The 13219-nt window shown below is 61.3% G+C and carries 12 protein-coding genes and 1 pseudogene; all 13 read left to right on the plus strand.

All coding sequences use genetic code 11. From position 1 onward, the window contains the following. The first annotated feature begins 26 nt into the window (after nucleotides 1–26). Nucleotides 27–422, plus strand: a complete 396-nt coding sequence (gene fliS, locus AB4N42_RS11385; protein WP_030141090.1) for a flagellar export chaperone FliS — start codon at nucleotides 27–29, stop codon at nucleotides 420–422. Nucleotides 423–433: 11 nt separating this feature from the next. After that, complete coding sequence (locus tag AB4N42_RS11390; RefSeq protein ID WP_030141089.1) at nucleotides 434–730, plus strand: hypothetical protein; 297 nt, start codon at nucleotides 434–436, stop codon at nucleotides 728–730. A 173-nt stretch (nucleotides 731–903) separates the two neighbouring features. Further along, nucleotides 904–2379, plus strand: a complete 1476-nt coding sequence (locus AB4N42_RS11395; RefSeq protein WP_030141088.1) for a sigma-54 dependent transcriptional regulator — start codon at nucleotides 904–906, stop codon at nucleotides 2377–2379. A gap of 110 nt (nucleotides 2380–2489) precedes the next feature. After that, complete coding sequence (locus tag AB4N42_RS11400; RefSeq protein WP_272929131.1) at nucleotides 2490–3698, plus strand: sensor histidine kinase; 1209 nt, start codon at nucleotides 2490–2492, stop codon at nucleotides 3696–3698. 5 nt (nucleotides 3699–3703) lie between these two features. Further along, nucleotides 3704–5089, plus strand: a complete 1386-nt coding sequence (gene fleR, locus AB4N42_RS11405; RefSeq protein ID WP_030141086.1) for a sigma-54-dependent response regulator transcription factor FleR — start codon at nucleotides 3704–3706, stop codon at nucleotides 5087–5089. Nucleotides 5090–5311: 222 nt separating this feature from the next. After that, on the plus strand, nucleotides 5312–5638 hold the full coding sequence (gene fliE, locus AB4N42_RS11410) for a flagellar hook-basal body complex protein FliE (RefSeq protein ID WP_003199082.1): 327 nt from the start codon (nucleotides 5312–5314) through the stop codon (nucleotides 5636–5638). 15 nt (nucleotides 5639–5653) lie between these two features. Then, nucleotides 5654–7438, plus strand: a complete 1785-nt coding sequence (gene fliF, locus AB4N42_RS11415) for a flagellar basal-body MS-ring/collar protein FliF (protein WP_030141085.1) — start codon at nucleotides 5654–5656, stop codon at nucleotides 7436–7438. Continuing rightward, nucleotides 7431–8450, plus strand: coding sequence for a flagellar motor switch protein FliG (fliG, locus tag AB4N42_RS11420; protein WP_007958288.1), 1020 nt, complete (start codon nucleotides 7431–7433; stop codon nucleotides 8448–8450). Before fliF ends, fliG begins: the two co-directional genes overlap by 8 nt. Nucleotides 8451–8457: 7 nt before the next feature. After that, a complete protein-coding gene (gene fliH / locus AB4N42_RS11425) occupies nucleotides 8458–9288 on the plus strand; it encodes a flagellar assembly protein FliH (RefSeq protein WP_198797722.1) in 831 nt (276 codons plus the stop codon). Next, the gene (fliI, locus tag AB4N42_RS11430) at nucleotides 9278–10636 is read left to right on the plus strand and encodes a flagellar protein export ATPase FliI (RefSeq protein WP_030141083.1); all 1359 of its coding nucleotides are present in this window, start codon (nucleotides 9278–9280) and stop codon (nucleotides 10634–10636) included. The genes fliH and fliI overlap by 11 nt, the downstream gene beginning before the upstream one ends. A gap of 6 nt (nucleotides 10637–10642) precedes the next feature. Beyond that, on the plus strand, nucleotides 10643–11092 hold the full coding sequence (fliJ, locus tag AB4N42_RS11435) for a flagellar export protein FliJ (protein WP_030141082.1): 450 nt from the start codon (nucleotides 10643–10645) through the stop codon (nucleotides 11090–11092). A 102-nt stretch (nucleotides 11093–11194) separates the two neighbouring features. Further along, a complete protein-coding gene (locus AB4N42_RS11440) occupies nucleotides 11195–11500 on the plus strand; it encodes an STAS domain-containing protein (protein WP_030141081.1) in 306 nt (101 codons plus the stop codon). A 5-nt stretch (nucleotides 11501–11505) separates the two neighbouring features. Then, nucleotides 11506–13214 (plus strand): annotated as a pseudogene (locus AB4N42_RS11445) (ATP-binding SpoIIE family protein phosphatase). Nucleotides 13215–13219 lie beyond the last annotated feature (5 nt).

Here is a 13219-nt window from a genome sequence, read left to right on the forward strand (position 1 = left end):
AACCGAAGTTTTTGATGAGGTAGAACATGAATCCGATGTTAGCCCTTCGCCAATACCAGAAGATTGGCGCCCAGGCGCAAACCTCCGAAGCAAGTCCCCATCGTCTGGTGCAGATGCTCATGGAAGGTGGATTGGACCGTATCGCCCAGGCCAAGGGCGCTATGGAACGCAAGGACATCGCCAACAAAGGCGTACTGATCAGCAAGGCCATCGGTATCGTGGGTGGCCTGCGTGAAGGCCTGGACCTGGAGAATCAGGCCGAGTCGGTAGCCGAGTTGGATGCGCTCTACACCTACATGATGAAACGCCTGGCCGAAGCCAACGCCAAGACCGACCCGAAGATCCTCGACGAAGTCGCTGATCTGCTGCGCACGGTCAAGGAAGGCTGGGACGGCATCGCGCCAGCTGGCCCGCAATTCTGAGGAGTATGCTCATGAGTCTTGTCTTGCAGCGAATCGAACAAACCCGTGAGGCCCTGGTTGATGCCCTGGCTGAGCGGAACTGGGAGGCCATCGGTCAATTGGACCTGGCGTGCCGTTCCTGCATGGAAGACGTGTTGAGCGAGTCCGAGGTGGACGAGGCGGCGTTGCGTAACAACCTGGAAGAGTTGCTGGGGGTGTACCGGCAGTTGCTGGAGGCGGCGACGGGAGAGCGTCAGGCAATCGTCGATGAAATGTCGCAGATTCATCAGGCACAGAACGCGGCGAAGGTTTACCACTTGTTCGGATGATTTAATTTTCATTTAATCCGAACAAAGTGCGCCATAAATTTGACTGTGCACGATTTTTTGACTTAACTAGTGGCTGTTTACAGATTTCAGGCGTCTACAGGCATGACAAGTCTGCAAGCGTCTAGCTTGCCCCCAAATTCGGGCACTGAGTTGACTAGGGAAGTTGCTATTGCATGTGGCGTGAAACCAAAATTCTCCTGATCGATGACGATAGCGTCCGCCGCCGCGACCTGGCGGTGATTCTGAATTTTCTTGGCGAAGAAAATTTGCCCTGCGGCAGCCATGACTGGCAGCAGGCTGTCGGCTCTTTGTCGTCCAGCCGTGAAGTCATTTGTGTCCTTATCGGGACCGTAAATGCTCCCGCATCGCTTTTGGGCTTGCTAAAGACACTCTCAACCTGGGATGAGTTCCTTCCAGTTTTGTTAATGGGCGAAAATTCTTCCCTTGACTTGCCTGAGGACCAGCGCCGCCGGGTGCTTTCCACCTTGGAAATGCCGCCGAGCTACAGCAAATTGCTCGATTCGCTGCACCGTGCCCAGGTTTATCGCGAGATGTACGACCAGGCCCGTGAGCGCGGTCGGCATCGCGAACCCAATCTTTTCCGCAGCCTTGTCGGCACCAGCCGTGCGATCCAGCACGTGCGCCAGATGATGCAGCAGGTGGCTGACACCGACGCCAGCGTGCTGATCCTGGGCGAGTCCGGTACCGGCAAGGAAGTGGTCGCGCGCAACCTGCATTACCATTCCAAGCGCCGCGAAGCGCCGTTCGTGCCGGTCAACTGCGGTGCGATCCCGGCCGAGTTGCTGGAAAGCGAATTGTTCGGCCACGAGAAGGGCGCGTTTACCGGTGCGATCACCAGCCGCGCCGGGCGTTTCGAATTGGCCAACGGTGGCACGCTGTTCCTCGATGAGATCGGCGACATGCCGCTGCCGATGCAGGTCAAGCTGCTGCGCGTGCTGCAAGAGCGCACGTTCGAGCGCGTGGGCAGCAACAAGACCCAGAGCGTCGACGTGCGGATCATCGCCGCGACCCACAAGAATCTCGAGAGCATGATCGAGGTCGGCAGTTTCCGCGAAGACCTCTATTACCGCCTCAACGTGTTCCCGATCGAAATGGCGCCGCTGCGTGAGCGGGTCGAAGACATCCCGCTGCTGATGAACGAATTGATCTCGCGCATGGAGCATGAGAAGCGCGGTTCGATCCGCTTCAACTCGGCGGCGATCATGTCTCTCTGTCGCCATGGCTGGCCGGGCAACGTCCGCGAGCTGGCGAACCTGGTGGAGCGCATGGCGATCATGCACCCCTACGGTGTGATCGGCGTCGCTGAGCTGCCGAAGAAATTCCGCTACGTCGATGATGAAGACGAGCAAATGGTCGACAGCCTGCGCAGCGACCTGGAAGAGCGCGTGGCGATCAACGGCCATACGCCGGATTTCACCAGCAATGCGTTGTTGCCGCCGGAAGGCCTGGATCTCAAGGACTACTTGGGGGGCCTGGAGCAAGGCCTTATCCAGCAGGCCCTGGACGATGCCAACGGTATCGTGGCCCGCGCGGCGGAGCGCCTGCGTATCCGCCGTACGACCCTGGTGGAAAAGATGCGCAAGTACGGCATGAGCCGGCGCGAAGGAGACGAACAGGCGGATGATTGACGCCTGTTTTGCAACCGCCTGATTTTCAGGCGGTTTTTTTTCGGCACGGGTATTGCTACAGCCCTCGCAACGTTCCGTTTAACTGACGGTCAGCCAAGCGAGAGAGCACGATGACCCAAGCCGCCCTGATGTCGCCTGTCCCCGAGCCGGGACACATGCCGTCCGCCGAACAGGCTAGCCGGCTTGGACTGGAACAGGCGTTTTCGCTGTTTAACCAGATGTCCAGCCAGTTGACTGATTCCTACAGCCTGCTTGAAGCCCGGGTGACCGAGCTCAAGGGTGAGCTGGCGGTGGTCAGCGCCCAGCGCATGCAGGAACTGGCGGAAAAAGAACGCCTGGCCAATCGGCTGCAAAATCTCCTCGATCTCTTGCCTGGCGGCGTCATCGTCATCGATGAGCACGGTTTCGTGCGCGAAGCCAACCCGGCGGCGTGCGAGCTGCTCGGCCTGCCCCTCGAGGGCGAGCTTTGGCGGCACGTCATCGCCCGCTGCTTTGCCCCTCGCGAAGACGACGGCCACGAAATCTCCCTCAAGGACGGTCGGCGTCTCTCTATCTCGACCCGTTCGCTGGATGCCGAGCCTGGGCAGTTGGTGCTGCTCAATGACCTGACTGAAACCCGTCACCTGCAAGACCAGCTTGCCCGCCACGAGCGCTTGTCTTCCCTAGGGCGGATGGTGGCGTCGCTGGCCCATCAGATCCGCACGCCACTGTCCGCCGCGTTGCTCTACGCCAGTCATCTGACGGAGCAGCAACTGCCGATGGACACCCAGCAGCGCTTTGCTGGCCGCTTGAAAGAACGCCTGCATGAGCTGGAGCACCAGGTGCGCGACATGCTGGTGTTCGCCCGGGGCGAGTTGCCGTTGACCGACCGCGTGACGCCCAAGGCGCTGCTGCAATCCCTGCAGGCTGCGGCTTTGACCCATGTGCAGGATCTGCCGATCCGCTGGCAGTGCGACAGCCATGTGGGCGAGGTCTTGTGCAACCGTGACACCTTGGTGGGCGCGGTATTGAACCTGATTGAAAATGCGATCCAGGCCAGCGGCGGTGACGTCCGGTTGAAGGTTCATCTGTACACCCGTGGCAGCACGTTGCGCCTGTGTGTCAGCGACAGTGGCAGTGGCATCGATCCAGCGGTGTTGACCCGCCTGGGCGAACCGTTTTTCACCACCAAGGCCACTGGGACGGGCTTGGGCCTGACCGTAGTCAAGGCCGTTGCGCGTGCCCATCAGGGAGAATTGCTGCTGCGCTCACGGCTGGGGCGCGGCACTTGTGCGCTGATCGTCCTGCCGCTGTTTTCCAGTGCGCCAGGGGTGGAGTGAAGGCAATGGCGATCAAGGTTTTGCTGGTGGAGGACGATCGTGCGCTGCGCGAGGCGCTGGCCGATACGCTGCTGTTGGCCGGGCATGACCATGCTGCCGTCGGTTCGGCGGAAGAGGCGCTGCTGGCCGTTGCGCGCGAGCCGTTCAGCCTGGTGGTCAGCGACGTCAACATGCCGGGCATGGACGGTCACCAGTTGCTCGGATTGCTGCGTGCGCGCCAGCCGCAATTGCCAGTCCTGTTGATGACCGCACACGGTGCGGTCGAGCGTGCGGTGGATGCCATGCGCCAGGGGGCGGCGGATTACCTGGTCAAGCCGTTCGAGCCCAAGGCGCTGCTTGATCTGGTGGCGCGTCATGCCTTGGGAAGCCCTGCGGTCGAGGGTGAAGGGCCGGTGGCCATCGAGCCCGCCAGCGCGCAATTGCTGGAGCTGGCCGCGCGAGTGGCCCGCAGTGATTCAACCGTGTTGATTTCCGGCGAGTCGGGTACGGGCAAGGAAGTATTGGCCCGCTATATCCATCAGCAATCCCGTCGCGCCAATGAACCGTTCATTGCCATCAACTGCGCGGCGATTCCCGACAACATGCTCGAGGCCACATTGTTCGGGCACGAGAAGGGCTCGTTCACCGGCGCCATCGCGGCCCAGGCCGGCAAGTTCGAACAGGCTGACGGCGGCACCATCCTGCTGGACGAGATCTCCGAAATGCCCCTTGGCCTGCAGGCCAAGCTGTTGCGTGTACTGCAGGAGCGCGAAGTGGAGCGGGTCGGCGCGCGCAAGCCCATCAGCCTGGACATCCGCGTGGTGGCGACGACCAACCGCGACTTGGCGGGCGAAGTGGCGGCGGGGCGTTTCCGGGAAGACCTTTATTACCGGCTGTCGGTTTTTCCGTTGGCCTGGCGTCCGTTGCGCGAGCGCACCGCCGATATCCTGCCGCTGGCCGAGCGCCTGCTGGCCAAGCACGTCAATAAAATGAAGCATGCAACGGCGCGACTGTCCGCCGAAGCCCAGGCTTGCCTGATCGCTTATCCCTGGCCTGGCAATGTCCGTGAGCTGGATAACGCCATCCAGCGGGCCCTCATCCTGCAACAGGGCGGCTTGATCCAGCCCGAAGATTTTTGCCTGGCCGGTCCGGTGGCTTGTGCGCCGTTGCCGGTCTTGCAGCCAGCCCCAGCGGTGGTTCCGCCGATGGAAGTGGCGGAATCCGCGGGTGCGCTGGAGGACGACCTGCGTCGACGCGAGTTCCAGATGATCATCGACACCCTGCGTGCCGAGCGCGGCCGTCGCAAGGAGGCGGCCGAACGCCTTGGCATCAGCCCGCGGACCCTGCGCTACAAGCTGGCGCAGATGCGTGATGCGGGGATGGACGTGGAGGCCTACCTTTTCGCCAGTTGAATAGTCGCCACCAATCCTTGTGGGAGCGAGCTTGCTCGCGATAGCGGTGGGTCAGTCAAAATTGATGTTGGATGTGATGGCATCGCGAGCAAGCTCGCTCCCACAGTGGAGCGGTGCGCGCAATTGTTTCTGCCGGCCATCGAGCTGGCACCCTTGTTGCTAATACCTACGTACCCGCTGAGTAAGTGTCAAAAAAACGCGGGCCGCCAGAGAGAATAGACCATGAGCCAAGGTATTGAATTTAATCGATTGATGTTGGACATGCGGGCCATGCAAATGGACGCCATGGCCCAGCCGAAATCGGTCGCGGTCCCCCAGGTGGGTGGCAGCAGCTTTTCCGACATGCTCGGTCAGGCCGTCAATAAAGTGAACGATACCCAGCAGGCTTCGAACCAGTTGGCCAGTGCTTTTGAAATTGGCAAAAGTGGCGTCGACCTGACGGACGTAATGATCTCTTCGCAGAAAGCCAGTGTCTCGTTTCAGGCGTTGACCCAGGTACGCAACAAACTGGTTCAAGCCTACCAAGACATCATGCAGATGCCGGTCTAAGGAAACTATTGAGTCATGGCAGAAGCAGCCGTTGATAACGTTCCAGCCAAGGCCACTCCGGTAGACGGCAAACCGCCGTTGTTCGGTCTGTCTTTCCTGGAAAACCTCTCCGAGATGACCATGCTGCGTCAGGTTGGCCTGTTGGTCGGCCTGGCTGCCAGCGTGGCGATTGGTTTCGCCGTCGTGTTGTGGTCCCAGCAGCCAGACTACCGTCCGTTGTACGGTAGCCTGGAAGGCATGGATGCCAAGCAAGTCATGGAAACCCTGGCTTCTGCCGACATTCCCTACACTGTCGAACCCAACTCTGGCGCCTTGCTGGTCAAGGCCGACGACGTGGCGCGCGCGCGCCTCAAGCTCGCTGCCGCGGGTGTCACACCGACCGATGGCAACATCGGTTTCGAGATTCTCGACAAGGACCAGGGCCTGGGCACCAGCCAGTTCATGGAAGCGACGCGTTATCGTCGCGGCCTGGAAGGCGAACTGGCGCGCACCATCTCCAGCCTCAACAACGTCAAGGGTGCCCGTGTGCACCTGGCGATCCCGAAAAGCTCGGTCTTCGTGCGCGATGAGCGCAAGCCGAGTGCGTCGGTCCTGGTTGAACTGTATTCCGGCCGCTCCCTGGAGCCAGGCCAGGTCCTGGCCATTATCAATCTGGTGGCGACCAGCGTTCCCGAGCTGAGCAAGTCGCAGATCACCGTGGTCGACCAGAAGGGCAACCTGCTCTCCGACCAGGCGGAAAATTCCGAACTGACCATGGCCGGCAAGCAATACGACTACAGCCGTCGCATGGAAGGCATGTTCACTCAGCGGGTGCATAACATCCTGCAACCGATCCTCGGTAACGGCCGCTACAAGGCCGAAGTGTCGGCGGATGTGGATTTCAGTGCGGTTGAATCGACCTCCGAGCAGTTCAACCCGGATCAGCCGGCGTTGCGCAGCGAGCAGTCGGTGAACGAACAGCGCACTGCCAGCAATGGCCCGCAAGGCGTGCCGGGTGCCCTGAGCAACCAGCCGCCGTCGCCGGCCAGCGCGCCGCAAACCACCGGCGGCGCCACCGCCGCCGCGGGCATGGTGCAGCCAGGCCAGCCGCTGATCGATGCCAACGGCCAACAGATCATGGACCCGGCCACCGGCCAGCCGATGCTCGCGCCGTACCCGGCCGACAAGCGTCAACAATCCACCAAGAACTTCGAGCTCGACCGTTCCATCAGCCACACCAAGCAGCAACAGGGTCGCTTGAATCGCCTGTCGGTCGCCGTGGTGGTGGACGATCAGGTCAAGATCAACCCGGCCAACGGCGAAACCAGCCGTGCACCGTGGAGCGCCGACGAATTGGCGCGCTTCACTCGCCTGGTACAGGACGCGGTCGGTTTCGACGCCAGCCGTGGCGACAGCGTCAGCGTGATCAACGTGCCGTTCTCCCTGGAGCGCGGTGAAGAAATCGCCGACATTCCGTTTTATTCGCAACCCTGGTTCTGGGATGTGGTCAAGCAAGTATTGGGTGTGCTGTTCATCCTGATACTGGTGTTCGGTGTGTTGCGTCCGGTGCTCAACAACATTACCGGTGGCGGCAAGAACAAGCAGTTGGCTGGCTTGGGTGATGTAGAGCTGGGAGGCATGGGCGGCCTGGATGGCGAATTGGCCAACGATCGCGTCAGCCTCGGCGGGCCGCAGAGCATCCTGCTGCCAAGCCCGAGCGAAGGCTATGACGCTCAGTTGAACGCCATCAAGAGTCTGGTGGCAGAAGACCCGGGTCGTGTGGCCCAGGTCGTGAAAGAGTGGATTAACGCAGATGAGTGATAATCGAGCCGCTGTTGCCAAATTGTCCCGGGTCGACAAAGCCGCGATCTTGCTGCTGTCCCTGGGGTCGACCGACGCCGCCCAAGTGCTGCGTCACATGGGGCCCAAGGAGGTCCAGCGCGTCGGCGTGGCCATGGCCCAGATGGGCAACGTGCACCGCGAGCAGGTCGAGCAGGTCATGAGCGAGTTCGTCGACATCGTCGGCGACCAGACCAGCCTGGGCGTCGGTTCCGACGACTATGTGCGCAAGATGCTCACCCAGGCCCTGGGCGAGGACAAGGCCAACGGCCTGATCGACCGGATCCTGCTGGGTGGCAACACCAGCGGCCTCGACAGCCTGAAGTGGATGGAGCCACGCGCCGTTGCCGACGTGATCCGTTACGAGCACCCCCAGATCCAGGCGATCGTGGTGGCGTACCTCGACCCGGACCAGGCCGGCGAAGTGCTGGGCAATTTCGACCACAAGGTGCGCCTCGATATCATCCTGCGCGTGTCATCGCTGAACACCGTGCAGCCGGCGGCGCTGAAGGAATTGAACCAGATCCTCGAGAAGCAGTTCTCGGGCAACTCCAATGCTTCGCGCACTACCTTGGGTGGTATCAAGCGCGCGGCGGACATCATGAACTTCCTCGACAGTTCGATCGAAGGTCAATTGATGGACTCGATCCGCGAAGTCGACGAAGACCTGTCCGGTCAGATCGAAGACCTCATGTTCGTGTTCAACAACCTGGCCGATGTCGACGACCGCGGTATCCAGGCACTGTTGCGCGAAGTGTCCTCCGACGTCCTGGTCCTGGCCCTCAAGGGATCGGACGAAGGCGTCAAGGAGAAGATCTTCAAGAACATGTCCAAACGGGCGGCCGAACTGTTGCGCGACGACCTCGAGGCCAAGGGCCCGGTTCGTGTCAGCGACGTGGAGACCGCACAGAAGGAAATCCTCACCATCGCCCGCCGTATGGCCGAAGCCGGAGAAATCGTGCTCGGTGGCAAGGGCGGCGAAGAGATGATCTAAGGTCGTTATGTCTGCCAAGAGTGATGATTCACCCAGCGACCTGATCCGCGCCCGTGACGTCGGTGGTTTCGACGTCTGGTCGCTGCCCAGCTTCGACCCCTACGTGCCCGAGCCCGAGCCGGAACCGGTGGAAGAACTGCCGGAGATGGAAGAGGTGCCGCTGGAAGAAGTCCAGCCACTGACCCTCGAAGAAGTCGAGAGCATCCGCCAGGAGGCTTACAACGAAGGCTTCGCCATTGGCGAAAAAGAAGGTTTCCACAGCACCACGATCAAGGTCCGTCAGGAAGCCGACGTGGCGCTCACGGCCAAGCTGCGCGCGTTGGAATCGTTGATGCAGAACCTGTTCGAGCCCATCGCCGAGCAGGACACGCAGATTGAAAAGTCATTGGTCGGGCTGGTGCAGCACATCGCCCGGCAAGTGATCCAGCGCGAACTGGCCATCGATTCGAGCCAGATCGAACACGTCATGCGCGAAGCCCTCAAGCTGTTGCCGCTGGGTGTGGGCAACGTGCGGTTGTACATCAACCCGCAGGACTTCGAACTGGTCAAGGCTTTGCGCGAGCGCCATGAGGAAACCTGGCGCATCGTCGAAGATGAAACCCTGCTGCCGGGCGGTTGCCGCGTGGAAACCGAGCACAGCCGCATCGACGCTACCGTCGAGACCCGCATCAGCCAGATCATGGCCAAGCTGTTCGACCAACTGCACGAACAGGCTTTGCACCCGGCGCCCGCCGACCTGAGCCTGGACTTGCCGGACGAACCCAAGCCGGCCGCCATCGTCGATCCCGACAGCGGCGAGCCGATCACACCTGAAGTGGCAGGCCACGATGCGCCTTGAGCGAACCAGCTTCGGCAAGCGCCTGGGCAGCTACGCCGAGGCCACCGAACTGGCCGGCCAACCGATCCTGGAAGGTCGCCTGTTGCGCATGGTCGGCCTGACCCTCGAAGCCGAAGGATTGCGTGCGGCCATGGGCAGTCGCTGCTTGGTGATCAATGACGACAGCTATCACCCGGTGCAGGTGGAAGCCGAGGTCATGGGTTTTTCCGGTAGCAAGGTATTCCTGATGCCGGTCGGCAGTGTCGCCGGCATTGCCCCGGGTGCCCGTGTGGTGCCGTTGGCCGATACCGGCCGCCTGCCCATGGGCATGAGCATGCTCGGTCGCGTGCTGGACGGCGCTGGTCGGGCGCTGGACGGCAAGGGCGGGATGAAGGCCGAGGATTGGGTGCCGATGGACGGCCCGACGATCAACCCGCTCAAGCGCGACCCCATCAGCGTGCCGCTGGATGTGGGCATTCGTTGCATCAACGGTTTGTTGACGGTCGGACGCGGTCAGCGCCTGGGCCTGTTCGCCGGTACCGGCGTGGGCAAGAGTGTGCTGCTGGGCATGATGACCCGCTTCACCGAGGCCGACATCATCGTGGTTGGGCTGATCGGCGAGCGGGGCCGCGAGGTGAAGGAATTCATCGAGCACATCCTCGGCGAGGAAGGGCTCAAGCGCTCCGTTGTCGTCGCTTCGCCGGCGGACGATGCGCCGCTGATGCGCCTGCGCGCTGCGATGTACTGCACGCGCATCGCCGAATATTTCCGCGACAAGGGCAAGAACGTCCTGTTGCTGATGGACTCGCTGACCCGTTTCGCCCAGGCCCAGCGGGAAATCGCCCTGGCCATCGGCGAGCCGCCGGCGACCAAGGGTTATCCGCCTTCAGTGTTCGCCAAGCTGCCGAAGCTGGTGGAACGTGCCGGTAACGCGGAGAAGGGCGGCGGTTCCATCACTGCGTTCTACACCGTGCTGTCCGAGGGTGACGACCAACAAGACCCGATCGCCGACTCGGCCCGAGGCGTGCTCGACGGCCACATCGTGTTGTCCCGACGCTTGGCGGAGGAGGGGCATTACCCCGCCATCGACATCGAAGCGTCGATCAGCCGGGTCATGCCATCGGTCATCAGCCCCGAGCACATGAAGCGTGCGCAACAGTTCAAGCAGTATTGGTCTCGCTACCAGCAAAGTCGCGACCTGATCAGCGTCGGAGCGTATGTACCTGGCGGCGATCGTGAGACCGACACGGCCATCAGCCTCTATCCGTCCATGGCGGTATATCTGCGCCAGGCGCTTAACGACAGCATCGGCATGGGCGCCAGCGAAGCGCACCTGCAAACCATTTTCGCCCCTGTCTCCGGCACGTAACCAATCATGGGCATGAGTCGTGCGGCGCGCCTGGCGCCAGTGGTGGACATGGCCGAAAAGGCCGAGAAGACCGCCGTCCAGCGGCTGGCCTATTTTCAGGGGCAGGTGGCGGTTGCCGAAAGCAAGTTGGCGGACCTGGAAAATTTTCGCCTCGAATACCAGGAGCAGTGGATCGCCCGCGGCAGCCATGGCGTTTCCGGACAATGGCTATTGGGCTACCAAGGATTCCTCGCGCAGTTGGGCACGGCCATCGACCAGCAGCGCCAGAGCCTGGTCTGGCACCAGAACAACCTGGAGAAGGCCCGCCAGAGCTGGCAAGAGGCGTTCGCTCGCGTTGAAGGGTTGCGCAAACTCGTACAGCGCTACATCGACGAGGCGCGGCAATTGGAGGACAAGCGTGAGCAGAAATTGCTGGACGAGCTGTCCCAGCGGCTGCCGCGCCACGATCCGTATTGATAACGGCGGTAGGGTTTTGTCGGGTAGGCGATTTGAAACCTTGCTCAGACCTCTACCAAGTGCTAAACCTTGTACACGTATGTCCATGACAAGGAAGTGAATATGTCTGTCATTACCGAAGTATCTCCGGATGGGCAAAAACTGACGATCTCGATCAAGGGTCGCTTCGATTTTGGCCGGCACCAGGAGTTTCGTGAGTCTTATGAAAAGCTCAACACGAAACCCGAGTCCATCGTGGTGGATCTGAAAGAAGCCACTTACCTCGACAGTTCTGCGTTGGGCATGCTCCTGCTGTTGCGTGACCATGCCGGTGGCGACGAATCGGATATCCGCGTCGTCAACAGCAGCAGCGACGTCAAGAAAATCCTCGCGATCTCCAATTTCGACAAGCTGTTCGATATCAGTTGATCGCCATGCAATCGTCGCCGGAGCCGCTGACGATCCTGATTGCCGAAGACAGTGCCGCCGATCGACTGCTGTTGTCGACCATCGTCCGTCGCCAGGGCCATCACGTGCTCACTGCGGCTGACGGTGCCGAGGCGGTCGAGGTCTATCTGCAACAGCGTCCGCATCTTGTGTTGATGGACGCGATGATGCCGGTCATGGATGGTTTTGAAGCGGCGCAGAAGATCAAGCAGTTGGCCGGGGATCAACTGGTCCCGATCATCTTTCTCACCTCGTTGACCGAAAGCGAAGGGCTTGCCCGATGCCTCGAGGCCGGTGGTGATGACTTCCTGGCAAAACCCTATAACCAAGTAATCCTGGCCGCCAAGATCAAGGCGATGGACCGTTTGCGTCGGCTGCAAGCCACGGTGGTGGAGCAGCGCGACCAGATCGCCCGGCACCATGACTATCTGCTCAACGAGCAGCGGGTCGCCAAGGCGGTATTCGACAAGATTGCCCACTCCGGCTGCCTGAGCGCGCCGAACATCCGTTACCTGCAATCGCCCTACGCCTTGTTCAACGGCGATCTGCTGTTGGCCGCGTTCAATCCGGCCGGCGACATGCATATCCTGCTCGGGGACTTTACGGGTCACGGATTGCCGGACGGCGGTGGGGGCGATGCCGCTGGCGGAAGTGTTCTACGGGATGACCGCCAAGGGCTACGGCCTGGCGCAGATCCTGCGGGAGATGAATGCCAAGCTCAAGCGCATCCTGCCGGTGGATATGTTCTGTTGCGCGACGCTGCTGTGCCTGAGTTTCCAGCGCTGCACCGTAGAGATCTGGAACGGTGGCATGCCCGACGGTTATCTGCACGACAGCCTCACTGGCGTACGCACACCGTTGCCGAGCGCGGCATTTGCCGTTGGGCGTACTGACGCCTCAGTTGTTTGACGACCGCACCGAAGTCCACCCTATGTCGGTGGGCGATCGGGTGTTCCTGCTGTCCGATGGCGTGATCGAGACCAGTGACCGCGACGACCAGCCGTTTGGCGTGGAGCGGTTGCAGCAGGTATTTTCGGCCAACCGTGAGCCCGACCGCCTGTTCGAAGATATCCAGCAAGCCCTGCAGGATTTTCGCGGCGAGGCCCGTGACGACTTCAGCATGATCGAGGTGCGTCTCGTCGCCCCGACGCAACTCAATCCGCCGCCTCCGGTCTATTCCGATAGCGGCCAGTCCAGTCCGCTGGACTGGTCGGTAAGCTTTGAATTCCGGGCGCAGACGCTCAAGCGGTTCAACCCGATGCCTTACCTTTTGCAATTGCTGCTTGAGGTTCATGGGCTCAGGGCACACAGTGGCGCCCTTTACAGCGTACTGTCGGAGCTGTATTCCAACGCCCTGGAACATGGGGTGTTGGGGTTGGACTCCAGCCTCAAGCGCGATGCGACGGGTTTCGCCCGTTACTACCGCGAGCGCAACGAGCGCCTGGACGCGTTGAGCGATGGCCATGTGCGGGTGCATTTGCACGTCACCCCCAATGGTGACGGTGGCTGTCTGGTCATTGAGGTCGAGGACAGCGGCAAGGGCTTCGATGTTGCCAAGGTGATGGCGCGACCCGTGGATCGCGACCGATTATCTGGGCGTGGCGTGAGCCTGGTGCGTCAACTCTGCCAGCGGGCCTCCTGGTCCGACGATGGTCGTAGTGCACGCGTGGAGTTTTTCTGGGAGGCTCTGGCATAATCGGA

It is taken from the genome of Pseudomonas sp. H2_D02 (genome assembly GCF_054677635.1).

Bases quoted from the DNA above. Each gene is read 5' to 3' on its own strand.
- fliS (WP_030141090.1), top strand. From the start codon at position 27: ATGAATCCGATGTTAGCCCTTCGCCAATACCAGAAGATTGGCGCCCAG.
- AB4N42_RS11390 (WP_030141089.1), top strand. From the start codon at position 434: ATGAGTCTTGTCTTGCAGCGAATCGAACAAACCCGTGAGGCCCTGGTT.
- AB4N42_RS11395 (WP_030141088.1), top strand. From the start codon at position 904: ATGTGGCGTGAAACCAAAATTCTCCTGATCGATGACGATAGCGTCCGC.
- AB4N42_RS11400 (WP_272929131.1), top strand. From the start codon at position 2,490: ATGACCCAAGCCGCCCTGATGTCGCCTGTCCCCGAGCCGGGACACATG.
- fleR (WP_030141086.1), top strand. From the start codon at position 3,704: ATGGCGATCAAGGTTTTGCTGGTGGAGGACGATCGTGCGCTGCGCGAG.
- fliE (WP_003199082.1), top strand. From the start codon at position 5,312: ATGAGCCAAGGTATTGAATTTAATCGATTGATGTTGGACATGCGGGCC.
- fliF (WP_030141085.1), top strand. From the start codon at position 5,654: ATGGCAGAAGCAGCCGTTGATAACGTTCCAGCCAAGGCCACTCCGGTA.
- fliG (WP_007958288.1), top strand. From the start codon at position 7,431: ATGAGTGATAATCGAGCCGCTGTTGCCAAATTGTCCCGGGTCGACAAA.
- fliH (WP_198797722.1), top strand. From the start codon at position 8,458: ATGTCTGCCAAGAGTGATGATTCACCCAGCGACCTGATCCGCGCCCGT.
- fliI (WP_030141083.1), top strand. From the start codon at position 9,278: ATGCGCCTTGAGCGAACCAGCTTCGGCAAGCGCCTGGGCAGCTACGCC.
- fliJ (WP_030141082.1), top strand. From the start codon at position 10,643: ATGGGCATGAGTCGTGCGGCGCGCCTGGCGCCAGTGGTGGACATGGCC.
- AB4N42_RS11440 (WP_030141081.1), top strand. From the start codon at position 11,195: ATGTCTGTCATTACCGAAGTATCTCCGGATGGGCAAAAACTGACGATC.